14 protein-coding genes and 1 pseudogene are annotated in these 18,515 nt (G+C 69.6%); 9 read left to right on the top strand and 6 right to left on the bottom strand.

What is annotated here, in order from left to right:
- Positions 1–7 precede the first annotated feature (7 nt).
- On the bottom strand, positions 8–1,429 hold the full coding sequence (locus DMC61_RS31320) for an MFS transporter (RefSeq protein WP_199750145.1): 1,422 nt from the start codon (positions 1,427–1,429) through the stop codon (positions 8–10).
- 138 nt (positions 1,430–1,567) lie between these two features.
- Between DMC61_RS31320 and DMC61_RS31315 the strand changes: the two genes are divergently transcribed.
- Both DMC61_RS31315 and DMC61_RS31310 read left to right on the top strand, forming a co-directional pair.
- Positions 1,568–2,521, top strand: a complete 954-nt coding sequence (locus tag DMC61_RS31315; RefSeq protein WP_125693678.1) for a LysR family transcriptional regulator — start codon at positions 1,568–1,570, stop codon at positions 2,519–2,521.
- 135 nt (positions 2,522–2,656) lie between these two features.
- A pseudogene (locus DMC61_RS31310) lies at positions 2,657–3,100 on the top strand (MgtC/SapB family protein); the annotation flags it as partial.
- 42 nt (positions 3,101–3,142) lie between these two features.
- Here DMC61_RS31310 and DMC61_RS31305 read toward each other — a convergent pair.
- Both DMC61_RS31305 and DMC61_RS31300 read right to left on the bottom strand, forming a co-directional pair.
- Positions 3,143–3,946 (bottom strand): alpha/beta fold hydrolase, encoded by an 804-nt coding sequence (locus DMC61_RS31305; RefSeq protein WP_125693674.1) that lies wholly within the window; start codon positions 3,944–3,946, stop codon positions 3,143–3,145.
- A gap of 75 nt (positions 3,947–4,021) precedes the next feature.
- Entirely contained in the window at positions 4,022–6,829 is a 2,808-nt protein-coding gene (locus DMC61_RS31300; RefSeq protein WP_125693672.1) for an aconitate hydratase, read from the bottom strand.
- Between the two features lie 341 nt (positions 6,830–7,170).
- Here DMC61_RS31300 and DMC61_RS31295 point away from each other — a divergent pair, with 341 nt between their 5' ends.
- From DMC61_RS31295 to DMC61_RS31270, 6 genes are all read left to right on the top strand, one after another.
- On the top strand, positions 7,171–8,520 hold the full coding sequence (locus tag DMC61_RS31295) for an NlpC/P60 family protein (RefSeq protein WP_016334110.1): 1,350 nt from the start codon (positions 7,171–7,173) through the stop codon (positions 8,518–8,520).
- A gap of 2 nt (positions 8,521–8,522) precedes the next feature.
- Positions 8,523–9,065, top strand: coding sequence for a molybdenum cofactor guanylyltransferase (locus DMC61_RS31290; protein ID WP_125693670.1), 543 nt, complete (start codon positions 8,523–8,525; stop codon positions 9,063–9,065).
- A gap of 44 nt (positions 9,066–9,109) precedes the next feature.
- Positions 9,110–11,386 carry a hypothetical protein gene (locus DMC61_RS31285; protein ID WP_125693668.1) on the top strand — a complete coding sequence of 759 codons (2,277 nt, stop codon included), beginning with the start codon at positions 9,110–9,112 and terminating at the stop codon, positions 11,384–11,386.
- A 92-nt stretch (positions 11,387–11,478) separates the two neighbouring features.
- A complete protein-coding gene (locus tag DMC61_RS31280) occupies positions 11,479–12,546 on the top strand; it encodes a MoxR family ATPase (protein WP_016334113.1) in 1,068 nt (355 codons plus the stop codon).
- 70 nt (positions 12,547–12,616) lie between these two features.
- Positions 12,617–13,501 carry a DUF58 domain-containing protein gene (locus DMC61_RS31275; RefSeq protein WP_228688411.1) on the top strand — a complete coding sequence of 295 codons (885 nt, stop codon included), beginning with the start codon at positions 12,617–12,619 and terminating at the stop codon, positions 13,499–13,501.
- Positions 13,498–14,478 carry a VWA domain-containing protein gene (locus DMC61_RS31270; RefSeq protein WP_016334115.1) on the top strand — a complete coding sequence of 327 codons (981 nt, stop codon included), beginning with the start codon at positions 13,498–13,500 and terminating at the stop codon, positions 14,476–14,478. Before DMC61_RS31275 ends, DMC61_RS31270 begins: the two co-directional genes overlap by 4 nt.
- Before the next feature lie 77 nt (positions 14,479–14,555).
- Here DMC61_RS31270 and DMC61_RS31265 read toward each other — a convergent pair whose 3' ends face one another.
- Complete coding sequence (locus DMC61_RS31265) at positions 14,556–15,017, bottom strand: tRNA (cytidine(34)-2'-O)-methyltransferase (protein WP_125693666.1); 462 nt, start codon at positions 15,015–15,017, stop codon at positions 14,556–14,558.
- A 112-nt stretch (positions 15,018–15,129) separates the two neighbouring features.
- On the opposite strand from DMC61_RS31265, the gene DMC61_RS31260 reads away from it, so the two are divergent.
- Positions 15,130–16,725, top strand: coding sequence for an alkaline phosphatase (locus DMC61_RS31260; protein ID WP_125693664.1), 1,596 nt, complete (start codon positions 15,130–15,132; stop codon positions 16,723–16,725).
- Here the strand turns inward: DMC61_RS31260 and DMC61_RS31255 are convergent.
- A complete protein-coding gene (locus DMC61_RS31255) occupies positions 16,713–17,144 on the bottom strand; it encodes a thioesterase family protein (protein WP_063273699.1) in 432 nt (143 codons plus the stop codon). The two genes, DMC61_RS31260 and DMC61_RS31255, sit on opposite strands and share 13 nt — an antisense overlap.
- A 60-nt stretch (positions 17,145–17,204) precedes the next feature.
- Positions 17,205–18,491, bottom strand: a complete 1,287-nt coding sequence (locus DMC61_RS31250; protein ID WP_125693662.1) for a lipase — start codon at positions 18,489–18,491, stop codon at positions 17,205–17,207.
- Between the last annotated feature and the right edge of the window lie 24 nt (positions 18,492–18,515).

The raw sequence follows: 18,515 nt of genomic DNA, 5'->3' as shown, positions 1-18,515 counted from the left end.
GCTCCTTCTACTTGGCGTTGCGGGAAAGCCGTGATTGCAGGACGACGAGCGCCCCGAGGACGAGGACGCTCACCCCGATCACCCGGAGTGCCGTGCTCGCGCCGGTGACGAACGCGGAGATCACCTCGGGCGAGCGGCCGGGCGCGGTGACGGCCAGCGCTTGCGCGACGGTGTGCGGATCGTGGGCCTCACGGATGTCTTCCGGCAGCGCCGCGACGAAGCGTCCGGTGAGGACGGTGCCGATGACTGCGACACCGAGTGCGCTGCCAAATTCGCGCGTGGTGGCCTGAAGTCCGGCGCCGACACCGGCCTGTGCCGGAGGCAGCGAGCCGGAGATCGCGGCGGACAGCGTCGGAAGGGCCAGGGTGACACCGGCCCCGGTCACCACGAGCCAGGCCGCGTAGACCGGATACGGCGTCGAAGCGTCGCTTGTGGACAGTCCGAGGAGACCGCCGCCGCAGAAGAGGAACGCGATGGCGACGACGGCGTCGACCCCGAAACGTTGGACGAGCTTGCCGACGTGCCGTGCGCCGAAGATGACCGGCACGGTCAGCGGGATGATCCCGAGCCCGGTCGGCAGTACCCCGAAACCCTTGCCGTACTGGAGGAAGGACGCGTTGACGTAGAAGAGCGCGAACATCCCGAAGAAGATCGCGGTCATGCCGAGACACGCACTGCGCAGCGCGGGCACCCGGAACAACCGGGGATCGAGAAGCGGGTGCTCGGCCTTCAGTTCCACGAACGTCCACAGCGCGAACAACACGACCGAACCGGCGAATCCGGCCAGGACGATCGGGCTGGTCCAACCCGCTTCGGGACCTTCGACGATGCCGAGCAGCAGCGCGACCGAAGCGCCGACGAGCAGGACGGCGCCGAGCGGGCTGAGCGGCCGCTCGTGCCGCGGGGACACCGGCGCGATCCGGGCGACGAGCGCCACGAGCACCAGCGAGATCGGGACGGCGGCCGCGAACAGCCATCGCCACGACCCGCCCGCCAGCACGGCGCCGCCGCCGGCATTGCCCGCGACACCGCCGATCCCGGTCATCGACGCCCAGGTCGCGATGGTCACGCCCTTGCGCTCGGCGGGCACGGCGTGCAGCAGGACGGCGAGCGTGTTGGGCAGCACCGCGGCGGCCCCGATCCCGGTGATCGCCCGGCCCGCCAGCAGGAAGGGCACGTTCGGCGCGATCGCCGACAGCAGCGCGCCGAGCGCGAAAAGCGCCAGGCCCGCGAGCAGGACACCCTTGCGGCCGAACCGATCGCCCGCCGCTCCGCCGGGGATCACCAGACAGGCGAAGAAGACGACATAGGTGTCGACGATCCAGATCAGCGCCGACGCGGACGGGTGGAGATCGCTCGCGGCGAGCATCGGGACGGCGAGGTTGATCGCGGCGACCATCCCGACCATGAGCACGACACAGGCGCACATGACGGGCAGCAGGCCGCGTCGGTCCGCTGCGGGGGCGGCGCGGACTTGAAGTCGGAGTGGCATGTCCACGACGCTATGGGCCTGCTGGTTCTTCGTGCCACGCAACATTGGCAACTAAAAGTTGCGTACGATGCAACTATGGCCGATCAGCTGGACCTCAATCTCCTGCGGGTGTTCGACGCCTTGCTGCGGGAGGGCAGCGTGACAGCGGCCGCCGAACGCCTGCATCTGTCGATCCCGGCGGCGAGCCGGGCGCTGGGCCGGCTGCGGCGCGCGATGGGGGATCCGATCCTCGTGCGCGCCGGCCGCGGGATGGTGCCGACGCCGTTCGCGCTCCGGACGGCGCCACGGGTGCGATCGCTGCTCGACGAGGCGTCGGCGCTGATCAGCGCGGACCGCGAGTTGTCCCTCGGCGACCTCGAACGCACCTTCACCATCCGCATCAACGACGGCGTCGCCGCGACACTGGCGACGGCCGTCGTCGAGGCGACCGCCGCCGTCGCTCCGGGCGTCGTCCTGCGCTTCGTCGCGGAAGGCAGCGAAAGCACCGAAGCCTTGCGAGACGGTTCGGTGGACCTGGACATCGGCGCGGGCGACATCACGGCCCCCGACATCCACTCGGCGCTGCTGTACCACGAACGCGTGGTCGCGATCGTCAGGGCGGACGGTCCGCTCGGCGGAGTGCGGCGGCCGACGCTGGCGCAGCTTTGCCGCCATCCCCACGTTTCCGCGTCGCGGCGTGGCCGGGGCAGGGGACCGCTCGACGACGTGCTCGAGGCGGCCGGTCTCCAGCGCCGGGTCGCCGCGGTCGTCCCCACCTCGGCCGTCGCCGCGTTCCTGGTCGCGTCGAGCGACTACATCGGGCTCGCGCCCCAGCGGCTCGCCGAGCAGTACGGCCGGTCGCTCGGCATCCGCTGGTTCCCGATCCCCGCCGATCTCCCGCGGATCGAGGTCTGCCAGCTCTGGCACGCGCGGCTCGACGCCGATCCGGCCCAGCGCTGGCTACGTGACACGATCCACGCCGCGCTCGGGCCGTCCGGTGGTAGAGTCCCGAAGGTTGATCAACACCGATCGAGTACGAAAGCGAGGTGAGCGGCACATGCCGGAAGACAGTTCTGGACCGACCGGACGTGGTCGCCGTTCACCCGTGTGCGCGGTGCGCTGACCTTCTCCGGTCTCCTTTCCCTGTCTGGCTTTGTGTACGCACGCCAGAAAAGAGCCGGAATCATGAACACCTTCGAAATGCTGCTCCGGGTCGGCACCGGCGTCGGCCTCGGCGCCGTCATCGGCATCGAGCGTCAGTACCGCGCCCGGATGGCCGGACTCCGCACCAACGCCCTCGTCGCCGTCGGCGCGACCCTCTTCGTCCTGTTGTCCGCCCACGGTTTCGGCGGGCTGACCACCAGCGGTGACGCCGACCCGACACGCGTCGCCGCCCAGATCGTCTCCGGAATCGGTTTCCTCGGCGCCGGGGTGATCCTGCGCGACGGCCTGAACGTGCGCGGGCTCAACACCGCGGCCACCCTCTGGTGCTCCGCGGCCGTCGGATCCCTTGCGGGAGCTGGACTTTACGTCGTCGCGCTCGCGGGGACCGCGGTGATCGTCGGGGTCAACGTGCTGTTGCGCCCGCTCGGCCGCGTCGTCGACCGGCGCCCGGAGCACCGGGAAGACGACCTCGTGAGTGGTAATGACGGTTAGAACCGTCCTCACCACTCACGAGCAGGCCAGGAAGTCCAGCAATATCCGGGAGAACTCCGCGGGCTTCTCCAGATTGATCATGTGCGCGACCCCAGGGACGACCAGTTTCCGGGCGTCGCGTGCCTCGCTTGCGATCTGGTCCGCGATGGCGACGATGTCCGAGGAATCCAGATCCCCCACTAAGGTCAACGTGCGCGGGGTCAGCTCGCCGGTGCGCTCGATGGCCCGTAGCTCGTCCATCAGCGTGAAGCCGGCGAGCCGGTGCCGCACGACCGTCTGGGTGTACATCTCCTGGCACAGCAGCCGGACCCGCTGATCGACGTCCGTGGGCGAGCGCCGGGGACCGTCCACCCACATGCGCAGGATGCTTTCGATGGCGGCGGGAAGATCGCCACGGGCGCCCGCCTCTTCGAGGTTCTTGGTCTGTTCCAGGACGAAGGGATCCTTCGGCACCATCGAGCTGAGCCCGGTCGCGACGAGGACGAGCTTCTCGACCAGCTCCGGATACGTCAGCGCGAAATCGACCGCGATCCGCCCGCCGCCGGACAAGCCGACCAGTGACGCGCGGGGGAGCTCCAGCGCGGTCATCAGCGCGCGGAGATCGTCGTAGTGCCTGAATCGTTCGGTCGGCGTGGACGATTCGCCGTGTCCGCGCGCGTCGTACCGGATGACGGCGTGGTGCCGTCCGAGTTCGCTCATCTCGGCGTCCCACATCCGGGAGTCGAGAATCCCGCCGTGCAACAGGATGACCGGATCACCCTCGCCTCGGATCTCGTACGCGAGTTCGCCGTTCCCGACCTGGATTCGACCGTGGGCCATAGGTCCACGCTACCGAAGAACGCACGAAGGCCCCTTTCCCGAAAGTGCGGGGAAAGGGGCCTTCGCGTGTGGTGCTTACGCCTGGGTCATCTTCCGCAGGACGTACTGCAGGATGCCGCCGTTGCGGTAGTAGTCCGCCTCACCCGGGGTGTCGATGCGGACGTCCGCGTCGAACTCCACCTTGGTGCCGTCGGTCTTCGTCGCGGTGACGTGGACCGTGCGCGGGGTCTCGCCGTCGTTCAGCTTCGTGATGCCCGAGATGTCGAACGTCTCGGTGCCGTCGAGGCCGAGCGACGAGGCCGACTCGCCCGCCGGGAACTGCAGCGGGATGACGCCCATGCCGATCAGGTTCGACCGGTGGATGCGCTCGAACGACTCGGTGATCACCGCGCGCACACCCAGCAGGCGCGTGCCCTTGGCCGCCCAGTCACGCGACGATCCGGAGCCGTACTCCTTGCCGCCCAGGACGACCAGCGGGATGTCCTGCGCCGCGTAGTTCTGCGCCGCGTCGTAGATGAACGCCTGCGGGGCGTCGGCCTGGGTGAAGTCGCGGGTGTAGCCGCCCTGCACGTCGTCCAGCAGCTGGTTGCGCAGCCGGATGTTCGCGAAGGTGCCGCGGATCATGACCTCGTGGTTACCGCGACGCGAGCCGTAGGAGTTGAAGTCCTTCTTCTCCACGCCGTGCTCGGTCAGGTACTGCGCGGCCGGGGTGCCCGGCTTGATCGCGCCGGCGGGGGAGATGTGGTCGGTGGTGACCGAGTCGCCCAGCTTCGCCAGCACACGCGCGCCGGAGATGTCGGTGACCGGGGCGGGCTCCGCCTGCATGCCCTCGAAGTACGGGGGCTTCCGGACGTAGGTGGACTCCGCGTCCCAGTCGAAGGTCTTGCCCTCGGGGGTCGGCAGCGACTTCCACCGCTCGCCACCGTCGAAGACGTCGGCGTAGTCCTTGGTGAACATCTCCTGCGTGATGGCGTAGTCGATGGTCTCCTGGATCTCCTTGGCCGACGGCCAGATGTCCTTCAGGAAGACGTCGTTGCCGTCGGTGTCCTGGCCGAGCGGCTGGGCCTCGAAGTCGAAGTCCATCGTGCCGGCGAGCGCGTACGCGATGACCAGCGGCGGCGACGCGAGGTAGTTCATCTTCACGTCGGGGTTGATGCGGCCTTCGAAGTTCCGGTTGCCCGAGAGCACCGAAACCGCGGTGAGGTCGTTCTCCTGGATCGCCGCGGAGATCTCGTCCGAGAGCGGGCCGGAGTTGCCGATGCAGGTGGTGCAGCCGTAGCCGACCAGGTGGTAGCCCAGCTTCTCCAGGTACGGCCAGAGGCCGGCCTTGTCGTAGTAGTCGGTGACGACCTGCGAACCCGGCGCCATCGAGGTCTTGACCCACGGCTTGACCGCGAGGCCCTTGTCGACCGCGTTCCGCGCGAGCAGCGCCGCGCCGAGCATGACCGACGGGTTGGAGGTGTTGGTGCACGAGGTGATCGAGGCGATCACCACGGCGCCGTGGTCGAGGATGAACTCGCCGCGGTCCGGGGTGCTGACCTTGATCGGGTTGGTCGGACGGCCGGTGTGGCCGTTCGCCGCCGACTGGATGTCGACCGCGCCCTCGTCCTTGAAGGACAGGGCGGCCGGGTCGCTGGCCGGGAAGGACTCCTCGACGGCTTCGTCCACGTTGGTGTGCGGGACCTGCTCGCCGCCCACGTAGTCGTGGATCGACTTGCGGAACGAGTTCTTCGCGTCGGTGAGCTCGATGCGGTCCTGCGGGCGCTTCGGGCCGGCGATCGACGGGACGACCGTCGACAGGTCCAGCTCGAGGTACTCGGAGTACTCCGGCTCGTGCGACGGGTCGTGCCAGAGGCCCTGCTCCTTGGCGTAGGCCTCGACGAGCGCGACCTGCTCCTCGGAGCGGCCGGTGAGCTTGAGGTAGCGGACGGTCTCCTCGTCGATCGGGAAGATCGCCGCGGTGGAGCCGAACTCGGGGCTCATGTTGCCGATGGTGGCGCGGTTCGCCAGCGGCACCGCGCCGACGCTCTCGCCGTAGAACTCGACGAACTTGCTGACCACACCGTGCTTGCGCAGCATCTCGGTGATGGTGAGCACGACGTCGGTGGCGGTCACGCCGGTCGGGATCTCGCCGGTGAGCTTGAAGCCCACGACGCGCGGGATGAGCATGGAGACCGGCTGGCCCAGCATGGCGGCCTCGGCCTCGATGCCGCCGACGCCCCAGCCCAGCACGCCGAGGCCGTTGACCATGGTGGTGTGCGAGTCGGTGCCGACGCAGGAGTCGGGGTACGCCTGGCCGTTGCGGGCCATCACCGTGCGCGCGAGGTGCTCGATGTTGACCTGGTGAACGATGCCGGTGCCCGGCGGGACGACCTTGAACTCGTCGAACGCGCCCTGGCCCCAGCGCAGGAACTGGTAGCGCTCGCGGTTGCGCTCGTACTCGATCTCGACGTTGCGCTCGAAGGCGTCGGCGCGGCCGAAGACGTCGATGATGACGGAGTGGTCGATGACCAGCTCGGCGGGGGCGAGCGGGTTCACCTTGTCCGGGTCGCCGCCGAGGTCGGTGACGGCCTCGCGCATGGTGGCGAGGTCGACGACGCAGGGGACGCCGGTGAAGTCCTGCATGATCACGCGGGCGGGCGTGAACTGGATCTCGATCGACGGGTCGGCCTTGGCGTCCCAGTTGCCGAGCGCGCGGATGTGGTCGGCGGTGATGTTCGCGCCGTCCTCGGTCCGCAGCAGGTTCTCGAGCAGGATCTTCAGGCTGTAGGGAAGGCGCTGGGAGCCCTCGACCTTGTTCAGGCGGAAAACCTCGTAGGAGGCGTCGCCCACCTTCAGCGTGTCTTTGGCGCCGAAGCTGTCCTTGCTGGCGGGTGCGGTCACTTCTAACTCCAGTGGCGGGTCAGTTCGGTGTGTTCTCCAGGTCGTTCGGGCCGACCCGGAGCGAGTGTTGCGCACCCCCACCGTAGGTCCGGACCCGGGATGGCACACCTCGTTCGTCCCTTCAAACAGTACGCCCGTCCTGTTTGGCTTGGCAAGCCGACACGCGGGTCATGAAGGTCTCAGCGCCTGCGTCCGTTCGAGTGACGAAACGTTCGTCTGTTCGTCCCCCGTTGAGGGGAAATGGTGCCTACGGTGTGTAAGTTCCTGGTGGTGCTTCTGGTAATGCTGTGACGGCAGTGGCACAGTGAGCTCATTGTTCAAGATCAGGAGGTGGGTGGATCGTGCGTGGTGAAGCCGGGTCGGGGACCGGTGCCCGCCGTGGCATGACCATCGGCGCCCTCGGGATCGCCCTGTTGCTCGGGGTGACGGGTACCGCCGTTGCGGTACCGCCGCCTCCGCCGAATCCCAGCGACTCCGAGATCAACTCCAGCAAGGCCGACGCCAACGCCAAGGCGGGCGACGTCGGCAGGCTCACGAACCAGCTGGCCCAGGCCGAGTCGAAGCTCGCCCAGCTCAACGACGACGTCGAGCTGAAGATGGAAGAGGCCAACAAGGCGCGGGTCGACGCGGAGACCGCGCAGGACGAAGCCGCGCAGGCCGATCGCGAGGCGCGGTCCGCGCGCACCGAATCCGACGCCGCGCAGGCGACCATCGACAAGGCCCGCGCCGACCTCGACAAGTTCGCCGCCGCGAGCTTCCAGCAGGGCAGCACGATCGGCTCGGTGTCGGCGTACCTGACCGCCAACAGCCCGAAGGAACTCCTCGGTCGCGCCCAGATGCTCGACGCGGTCGGCGGCAGCAGGCTCAACGCGCTCGACACGATGAAGCGCGCGCAGACGGACAAGTCCAACAAGGACGCGACCGCGCGCAAGAAGCTGGAAATCGCGCAGGAGCGCAAGCGTGCGGCCGAGGCGGCCAAGCACGAGGCCGACAACGCGCAGAGTGCCGCGCAGCACGCCCAGGACACCCAGGCCGCGCAGAACCAGAAACTCGAAGCCGACAAGGCCAGCGTCGAGAAGCAGCTCTTCGAAGCGCAGCAGAAGGTCAACGGCCTGCAGGGCCAGCGGCAGCGCTACGAGGACTGGAAGGCGCAGAAGGCCCGTGAGGACGAGGAGCGTGCTCGTCAGGCCGCTCTCGCCGCGGAAAGGCCCAGCCAGGGCGGCGGTGGCCGTCCGTCCGCCAGGCCCGTCCAGTCCGCCCCCGCCGGGGCGAGCGTCGAGGCCGTCGTCCGGCGTGCGCTGTCGCAGCTCGGAGTGGTCTACGCGTGGGGTGGCGGCAACACCTCCGGCCCGACCCGCGGTATCCGCGATGGCGGCACGGCGGACCGCTACGGCGACTACAACAAGATCGGGTTCGACTGCTCGGGCCTGATGATCTACGCGTTCGCCGGGGTGAAATCGCTCCCGCACTACAGCGGCTACCAGTACAACGCCGGGCGGAAGGTGCCGCTCTCCCAGATGCGCCGCGGCGACATGCTCTTCTGGGGCGGCAGCGCGCGGGGCATCCACCACGTCGCGATGTACCTCGGGAACGGCCAGATGGTCGAGGCGCCGCAGTCGGGCCTGCGGGTCCGGATCGCGCCCGTGCGGTACGGCGGCATCATGCCGTACGCGACCCGCTTGATCGGCTAAGCGTGTCGTATGCGGGGATCGTGCTGGCGGGTGGCGCCGCGCGCCGCCTGTCCGGTGTGGACAAACCCGCGCTCCCCGTCGGCGGGAAACCGTTGCTGACGAGGGCTTTGGCGGCCCTAGTGGACGCGGATCCGGTGATCGTCGTCGGCCCGGAACGGCCGGGGTTCGGCGACGTCGTGTGGACCAGGGAGTCGTCACCGGGATCGGGTCCGGTGGCCGCGCTGGCGGCCGGGCTCGCGCTGGTGCGCACGGAGATCGTCGTGGTGCTGGCCGGTGACCTCGCCGGCGTCCGGAAGTCCACTGTGGACCGCCTGCTGGCGGGGCTCGGCGACGCCTCAGGGGCGGTGCTGGTCGACGCCTCGGGGGAGCGGCAGTGGCTGCTCGGCGCCTGGCGCGCGGAGGCCTTGCGCGGCGCCCTGCCGGAACCGGTGGAGAACGCGTCGTTGCGGCGGACGCTGGGCGGGCTGGAGATCGTCGAGGTGCCCGAAGAGCCGGGGGAGAGCGCCGACATCGACACGCCGGAGGATCTGGACCGGTTTTCCTGACCGGAGCCGGGGGACGCGGCCGGGCGGTTCGGCATCATAAGCCGGTGAGCGACCTGCAGCCGGATGAGTACGAGTCGGACCTCCTGCGCGACGGCCAGGGTTTCGTCGAGGATTTCGACACGTGGTCTTCGCTGCTCGCGCTGGAGGCCGTGCTCGACGAAGCGCTCACCGAACCGGAGATCGCCGCGGGACTCCGCAGGGAGGGGCTGCGCGCCGAGGACGCCCGCACGGCCGTGCTCGGCGATGTCACCGCGCTCGCGCGGATCCGCATGGAGCGGGAACGGGCGGGCGTGGTCTTCGAACGGCCGCGGCGCCTCCCGTTCCGGCGGGTGACCGTCCGGGAGGCGGGCTGGTTGCTCGTGACCTGCGCGCTTCTGGTGGGGTACCTCCGGGTCCTCCAGCTGACGTGGTCGGCGATGCCGTTGCCGTTCCAGCTGGTCGGCGTGCTGGGGCTCGGCGGGGTGATCGGGATGGCCGTGCTGGTCATCGGCCGGCGGATCCCCGGGCTCTTCGTCACCGAAGGCTGGCAACGCACCGAGGAATGGGCGCATCCGGAGATGATCGGTTTGGGCGAACGGTGGGAGTTCGCGCTGCGGGAGATCGTCCTGCCCGCCCTCCGGGACCATCTGCGGGATCACCGGCGGATCCGCTCGGGCGTGAATCTCGTCTTCGAAGAGCCGGACGCCTCGGCGGATCTGGAAGCGAGCCTCGTGCGGACGGCCGCGGTGAAACGGCTGCGGCGGATCGTCGATCGGGCCGATTCGGTGGCCGTCGCGCTCGCCGGGCACCGGGGGACCGGCAAGACCACGTCGATCCGCTCGTTGGAGCAGGGGCTGCTGAGCCGGTCGGACCGGGCGGCACCACTGGTCGTGGTCGCCTCCGCGCCCGCCGCCTACGAGGCCCGCGACTTCGTGCTGCACCTGCACGCGCTGCTCTGCAAGGCGGTGCTGGCGAAGATCTCGAAGGGCTCGCGAACGGTATCCGGCCGTCTTCGGCGGCGCCGGATGCTCGAGCGCTCACTCCGGAAGGCGTCGGCGTTCCTGGTGTTCTGGGGAGTGGCGGCGTCGGCCGTGTGGCTGCTGTGGGGCGGGGCACCCTGGCAGGACCTCTGGACGCTCGCGGTCGATGTCGTGAACGGGCGCGTGACACCTCAGCAGGTGTGGACGGGACAGTCCACAGCGAAGCTCTTCGCCCTCGGAGCGGTGTCGCTGTTCCTGCTGCGGCTGGTGTTCGGCGTGGTGGCGGCCGGGGCCGCGGTCGTCCGGCTGGTGATCGCGCGCCGCCGGGACATCCGCCTGGCGGGCTTCCGCCGCCTCACCGAACAGCAACTCGACCGGATCCGGTTCCTGCAGACCTACACGACCGGATGGTCCGGGAAGCTCAGCATGCCGCTGAAGGGGGAAGCAGGCCGCACCTGGTCGACCCAGCGCGCCGAACAGCAGCTCACCCATCCGGAGGTCGTCGACAAGTTCCGTGAGTTCGCCGAAGAGGCGGCTCGGCGGCTTGACGCGGAGAGGATCGCCGGCCGGGTCGTGATCGCGATCGACGAACTGGACAAGATCGGCGAACCCGACAAGGCACACCAGTTCATCAACGACGTGAAGGGTGTCTTCGACGTTCCGGGATGCCTGTTCTTCGTGTCCGTTTCGGACGACGCCGTCCTCGGCTTCGAACAGCGGGGGCTCGGCGTCCGGGACGCCTTCGACAGCGCGTTCTCGGAGATGGTGCGGCTCGAACCGTTCACTTTGGACGAAAGCAGGCTCTGGATCGCGTTGCGGTTGCGGGGGATCTCCGAACAGTTCTGCTACCTGGCCCACTGTCTGTCGGGAGGCCTGCCCCGGGACCTCAAACGCTGCGCCACCGAGATGGTCGATCTCGCGAACGAGGTCTACCAGCCGTCACTGGAAGTCGTCGCGCGAAGCCTCGTCACCGCGGAACTGGCGGGCAAGGCCCGCGCCTTCATCGCCACCGCGGCCACCTTGGACCGCTCGCCGGAACTGGCCGCGCTGACCACGGAACTGCTCGGCATCCCGGGGACGGAGGAGCCGGAAGCACTGGCCGCGATCGCCGAGCGGCTGGTGGCCGGTGGCGGCGACGAGGCCGCGGTGATCGGCGATCTGCGCTGGCACAGTGGCTGTTTCGTGCTGTTCTGCGCGACCGTGCTGGAGGTCTTCGACGACACGCTGACCGCCGACCGGCTGACACCGCGCCTGCACGGGCTCGCCGTCGTCCGGCAGCGGATGGCGATGCACCCGAAGCAGGCGTGGGACGACCTGGTGAAGTTCCGCGGCGAGGCCCCTTCACAGCCGTCATACCGCTGATCGGGTTGGCTACCGTCACGAACGGCTGTGTCACCGACCACTACGGTCACATCCGGACGCAAGAACGCAAGCGGGGAACACAGGAGGCACGAGTGACCGAGCCCGGCTACGCCGACGGCGCGCAGCAGCCCGGAACGCCGGCGCGGGACGCCCAGTTGCTGGAGCGGACCGTGTTCGAGGTCAAGCGGATCATCGTCGGCCAGGACAGGCTGGTCGAGCGGATGCTGGTCGGCCTGCTGGCCAAGGGACACCTCCTGCTCGAAGGTGTGCCTGGTGTCGCGAAGACCCTCGCCGTCGAGACCTTCGCGCGAGTCGTGGGCGGCTCGTTCTCGCGCGTGCAGTTCACCCCGGACCTGGTCCCCGCCGACATCCTCGGCACCCGGATCTACCGGCAGGGCGCCGAGCGGTTCGACGTCGAGCTCGGCCCGGTGGTGGCGAACTTCGTGCTCGCCGACGAGATCAACCGCGCGCCCGCGAAGGTGCAGTCGGCGATGCTCGAGGTGATGGCCGAGCGGCACGTGTCGATCGGCGGCCAGACCTTCCCGATGCCCGACCCGTTCCTCGTGCTCGCCACGCAGAACCCGATCGAGAACGAGGGTGTGTACCCGCTGCCCGAGGCGCAGCGTGACCGCTTCCTGTTCAAGATCGTCGTCGAGTACCCGACGGCCGAGGAAGAGCGCGAGATCATCTACCGGATGGGCGTCACCCCGCCCACCCCGCAGGAGGTGCTCAGCCCGGCGGAGCTGGTGCGGCTGCAGAACGTCGCTTCGCAGGTCTTCGTGCACCACGCGCTCGTCGACTACGTCGTGCGCCTCGTGCTCACCACCCGTACGCCGAACGACCACGGCCTCGCCGACGTCGCGGGCTGGGTGTCCTACGGCGCCTCGCCGCGTGCCAGCCTCGGCATCATCGCCGCGGCCCGCGCGCTGGCGCTGGTCCGCGGGCGGGACTACGTGCTGCCGCAGGACGTCGTCGACGTCGTTCCCGACGTGCTGCGCCACCGGCTCGTGCTGTCCTACGACGCGCTGGCCGACGGTGTGCCCATCGACCACATCATCACGCGGGTGCTGCAGACCGTGCCGCTGCCGCAGGTCTCGGCCCGTCCGCAGGGCGGCGCCGGGCAGGGCGGCCCGGTCCCGGCCGGCGCACCGGTCAGGTAGGGAAGCGAGCGTGAAGAACGAGAAGGGCGAACGTCCTTCCTGGGCTCCGCCGGTACTCCGCGGGGAGCGGATGGAGGCGGGCCTGCGCACGCTCGAACTCGACGTGCGCCGCCGTCTCGACGGTCTGCTGCAGGGAAACCATCTCGGCCTCGTGCCGGGGCCCGGTTCGGAACCGGGGGAGGCCCGGCCGTATCAGCCCGGTGACGACGTCCGCCGGATGGACTGGGCGGTCACCGCGCGCACGACGAGCCCGCATATCCGGGAGACCGTCGCCGACCGCGAACTGGAGACGTGGCTGGTGGCGGACGTGTCCGCGAGCCTCGACTTCGGCACCGCGCTGTGCGAAAAACGCGACCTGGTCGTCTGCGCGACGGCCGCGGTCGCCCATCTGACCGGCGGTGGCGGGAACCGGATCGGCGCGCTCGTCTCCAACGGGGCGGGCAACATCACGCGCATCCCGGCGCGCGGCGGGCTCCCGCACGCGCGGGGGCTGGTCCGCAAGATCGCCGAAACCCCGCGTGCCGAGGAAGGCGTCCGCGGGGATCTCGCCGCGGCACTGGAGAAACTGCGCCGCCCGCCGCGTCGTCGCGGGCTCGCCGTCGTGATCTCCGACTTCCTCGGCGACACCGAATGGCAGCGTCCGCTGCGGGCGCTCGGCGGGCACCACGACCTCATCGCCATCGAAGTCCTCGACCCGCGCGACATCGACCTGCCCGACGTGGGCACCGTCGTGCTGGCCGACCCGGAGACAGGGAAACAGCGCGAAGTGCACGCTTCGGCCTTGCTGCGCAAGGAATTCGGCGCCGCGGCGCACGCACACCGGCAGGAGGTCGCGGCCGCGCTGCGCCGCGCCGGTGCCGCGCATCTGGTGCTGCGCACCGATTCGGACTGGATCGCCGACATGGTCCGGTTCGTGGTGGCCCGGAAGCGCCGCTGGTCCGGTGGTGTCGCGTGAGCCTCACCGGATTCGCGTCGCCGTGGTGGTTCCTGCTGCTGCTGGCGGTCGCCGCGGTGGCCGTGGGCTACGTGCTGTCCCAGCGCGCGCGGCGCAAACGCACCATGCGGTTCGCCAACCTGGAGCTGCTGGAGAAGGTCGCGCCGAAGAGCCAGGGATGGGTGCGGCACGTTCCCGCCATCCTGATCGTGCTCTCGCTGCTGGTGCTCACCGTCGCGCTCGCCGGGCCGACGGCCGAGCAGAAGGTGCCCCGCAACCGGGCCACCGTGATGCTGGTGATCGACACGTCGCTGTCGATGGAGGCGACCGATGTCGCCCCGACCCGACTGAAGGCGGCCCAGGAGTCGGCGCGGTCGTTCGCGCAGAACATGACGCCGGGCGTGAACCTCGGGCTGATCTCCTTCGCCGGCACGGCGACGGTGCTGGTCGCGCCGACGACCGATCGCGGTGGCGTGGTGAAGGCGATCGACAACCTGAAGCTGGCGCAGTCGACGGCCACCGGTGAAGGGATCTTCGCCGCGTTGCAGTCGATCGAGAGCTTCTCGGCGATCGTCGGTGGCGCCGAAGGCCCGCCGCCCGCGCGGATCGTGTTGATGAGTGACGGCAAGCAGACCGTCCCGGACGACCTGTACGCACCGCGAGGCGGCTACACGGCCGCTCAGGCCGCGAAGCAGGCGCAGGTGCCGATCTCGTCGATCTCGTTCGGCACCACGCACGGTTCGGTCGACATCGACGGCAAACCGCAGGACGTGAAGGTCGACGACGAATCGCTGGAGGAGATCGCGCGGCTTTCGGGCGGCGACTTCTACAAGGCGGCGAGCGCGGACGAGCTGAAACGCGTGTACGACGACCTCGGCGAGCAGATCGGGTACGAGCTCAAGGACGCCGACGCGAGTCGTCCTTGGGTTATTCTCGGGACGTTGGTGCTGATGATCGGTGCCGCGGCTTCGCTCTTCCTGGGGCAGCGCCTGCCCTAGCCGGGTCGCGACGTGTCATGAAAGGGCCGTTCAGGACAAAAGATGTCCTGAACGGCCCTTTCATGACATCCGGGCGGCTACGGAGTCGCGAAGCCGTTCTGCCGCCAAGCCTCGTACACGCTGATCGCAGCGGTGTTCGAGAGGTTCAGCGACCGGCTCGACGGCAGCATCGGCAGCCGTACCCGGTCGGTCACCTGCGGGGCTTCCTGGATCTCGGCGGGCAGCCCCGCCGACTCCGGTCCGAACATCAGGACGTCACCGGGCTCGTACGCGACGTCGGTGTGCAGCCGCGTCGCCGAAGCGCTGAACGCGTAGACCCGCGCGGGAAGCAGTGCCGCCCAAGCGGCGTCGAGATCCGCGTGGACGTGGACGCGCGCGAGGTCGTGGTAGTCGAGCCCCGCGCGCCGTAACTGCTTGTCCTCCAGCGTGAAACCGAGCGGCTCCACCAGGTGGAGCTCGCAGCCGGTGTTCGCGGTCAAGCGGATCGCGTTACCCGTGTTGGGCGGGATTTCGGGGCGGTAGAACAGGATGCGGAACACGAGGGTTGATCGTCTTTCGTTCACGGGCGCTTCGCCTGAGCGCGGCCGGGCGGCCATCAAGCCGGACGAGCATGAGGCCCGCCCGTGACCATCCCACCACAGGAGGGCTTACATGCCTTCGCTCCCTCACCCCCTGTCGCGGCGTCGCTTCCTCGGTTATGGCTCCGCCGGCGCTGCCGCCGTCCTGCTGGGGACCGGTGCCTGGAACGCCGCCGGCGCGATGCCGCTCGCCCGCGGTGCCGGCGACCCGTTCACCCTCGGTGTCGCGTCGGGCGACCCGCTGCCCGGCGGGGTCGTCCTCTGGACCAGGCTCGCGCCGAAGCCCTACGAGGCCGACGGGTTCGGCGGCATGCCGCGCACGCCGGTCCGCGTCGAGTACGAAGTGTCGCTCGACGAGCGCTTCCGCGCCGTGGTCCGCCGCGGCTCCGTGGTGGCCACGCCGGAACTCGGTCACTCGGTGCACCCCGAGGTCCACGGTCTCGCGCCGGACCACGAGTACTTCTACCGCTTCCGCACGGGCGGCGTGATCTCGCCGGTCGGGCGCACCCGGACGGCGCCCGTCGCCTGGTCGTCGCCGCGCGAGCTGAACTTCGCGTTCGCGTCCTGCCAGAACTGGGAGGCCGGGCACTTCACCGCGTACGACCACATGGCGGCCGAGGACCTCGACCTGGTCGTGCACCTCGGCGACTACCTCTACGAAAGCGGTGTCACCGGGGTCGGCCGCGGCACGCCGGTGGGACCGCAGTTCAAGGGCGAGACCTTCGACCTGGCCCGCTACCGGCTCCAGTACGCGCTCTACAAGTCCGAAGCGCCGCTGATGGCCGCGCACGCCGCCTTCCCGTGGATCCACGTCAACGACGACCACGAGGTGGAGAACAACTGGGCGGGCGACATCTCGCAGATCGACAAGGAACCGGACCAGGACCGCGCGGTGTTCCGGCAGCGGCGGGCCGAGGCGTTCCAGGCGATGTACGAGCACCTGCCGTACCGCATCGCCCAGCTGCCGAAGGGGCCGGACGCGCGGCTTCACCGTCGGCTCAGCTACGGCACGCTCGCCGACTTCACCATGCTCGACACCCGCCAGTACCGCGACGACCAGCCGTGCGGCGACGGTCAGTCGGCGAACTGCACCGAGCGGTTCGACGAGAACCGCACCCTGCTCGGCTCGGAGCAGCGGAAGTGGCTGCTCGACGGGTTCTCGCGGTCCCGCGCGCGGTGGCAGATCCTCGGCAACCAGGCGCCGATGGGCCAGACCGACACCGACGCGGGCGAGGCCACGAACGTCTACCTCGACCCGTGGGACGGCTACGTCGCCGACCGCGACCGCGTGCTCGCCGCGGCGCAGGACCGCGGGGTGCGGAACCTGGTGGTCATCACCGGCGACAGGCACCAGAACTACGCCTGGGACCTCAAGCGCGACTTCGCCGACCCCGGTTCGCCGACCGTGGCGAGCGAGTTCGTCGGGACGTCGATCACCAGCGGCGGCAACGGCGCGGACATGACGCCCGGCGGTGAGAACCTGCTGAAGGCCAACCCGCATATGAAGTTCTTCAACAGCCAGCGCGGCTACGTCCGGGTGAACGTCAACCGGCATCGCTGGCGCAGCGACTTCCGGGTGGTGCCGTACGTCAACACCCCCGGAGCGCCGATCAGCACGCGGGCCAGTTACGTCGTCGAAGACCGGCGGCCCGGCGTTCAGTCCGCCTGAGCGGGCACGAAGGCGGCGTACGCCTCGCGCACAGCCGCGGGCGGCGCCGCCTTCGTGAGGGTCGCCGGGTCGACGAAGACGTAGCGGGTCTTGACCTCCGCGCACAGGCGGCCGTCGCGAGTGATCTCGAAGTCGATGATCAGCGACGTCGTCCCGAGGTGGTTCAGGTACACGGCGACGACCAGTTCGTCGTCGTAGCGGCAAGGCGCGCGGTAGCGGAGGTTCGATTCGGCGACGACGACGTCGACACCGCGGGCCACCGCCTCCTGGTGGGAGCCGAAGAGGGCTTTCTCGACCTCGAACATGGCCATGTCCACATAGGCGAGGTAGTGCGCGTTGAACACGATGCCCTGCCCGTCGCATTCGTGGTAGCGCACGCGCAGCGGCATCTCGACGATCGGTTTCCGTGGCTCTGTCACGGTTCCAACCTACGTGAAGGACGCCTTCCCCTTGCTGAGGAGAAAGCGTCCTTCACCGGCTCAGTCGATGAAGTCGATGTTCGGATGACGCGGCGACTCGCCGTCGAACAGATGCCGGTCGCGGCCCTTCAGGTGCAGATCGAAGAACGCGCCGATGTAGTCCCGCTGCGCGGCCACCGAACGGCGGGGATCGATGGTGCCGATGACCGCCTCCCGCTTCTCCGGCGCCACTCGCGAACCGAGCTGCGGCACGACGACCTGCAGATCGCTGTAGGCCATGTGCGTGCTGCCGCCGCGCAGCAGGAGGTCCCGCTTCCACCCGCGCTGGTTGGCCCAGAAATCCGCCCAGCTGCGGTCGAAATCGGGCTGCCGGTGCGTGTGTTCGAGCGGTTTGCCGTTCTCGTCGACGCCCTCGGCGCCCATCAGCATGAACGGCCGGTCGAGACCGCGTTTGGTGACCTCGCCGGGTACGTAGGCGCTGCCCGGCGGGTAGCCGAACGCGGTCGCCATCGCGCCGTCCAAGTTGATCCCGGCGTCGACCCTGCGGTCGTGCACCATCGTTTCGCCGGAGGTGAATCCGCCGTAGGAGTGCCCGTAGGCACCGACCCGGGACAGGTCGAGTGACCAGCCGAGGCCGCGGGGGAGCTGTCGCTTCTCCGCGTCGGGATTCTCGCCACGGGTGATCTTCGCGAGCTGGTCCAAAACGAAGCGGAAGTCACCGACCCGGGCGTCGAGCGCCTTCTTCATGAACTCGGGCCCTTCGCCCTGCTGGACGGCCGTTTCGAGCCTTCCGCCGGGGAACTCGACCGCGGCGCTCTCGTAGGTGTGCGAAAGCGAGACGACCACGTACCCGCGGCTGGCCAGGTCGTCGACGATCGCCGTGTACGTCTCCCGCGGCCCGCCGAAACCGGGGGAGAAGAGCGCCACCGGCTTCGGTGCGCCGTGCGCCGCGGGGACGCCGATCTCGGCGCGCCGCTTCGACGACGCCCAGTCGATGGAGCCTGCGGGGAGGCCGAGGTAGTCCTCGCTCGCCAGCACCTGGTCGATGACGGCGCTCATCCCGGGTGTGAACCACGGCGCGCGCGGTCCCTCGGCGAACCGGTCCGCCGGATAGGTGACGGTGGCCATGACTTCCCGGCGCCGCTCCGGTTTCCACGGATCGGCGCGGGACGGGTCGACGAGGTGGAGGTCGGTGGTGCCGACCTCGTAGGGGCCGGTGAGGGCCGGTGCGGTGAGCTTGACCTGGTCGGCCGCGACGGCGGGGGCCGCCGTGGCGAGACCGCCCGCGAGCGCGAGGCCCGCGATCAGCGCCGAACCCCGCACCACCCTGTTGTGTCTCGATGACACTGCTGGAGTCCTTTCGGATCGGGG

This window comes from Amycolatopsis sp. WAC 04169, from assembly GCF_003947535.1.
In the GTDB taxonomy this organism is placed as follows: Bacteria; Actinomycetota; Actinomycetes; order Mycobacteriales; family Pseudonocardiaceae; genus Amycolatopsis; species Amycolatopsis keratiniphila.
This window is presented reverse-complemented; position numbering and strand designations above follow the sequence as displayed.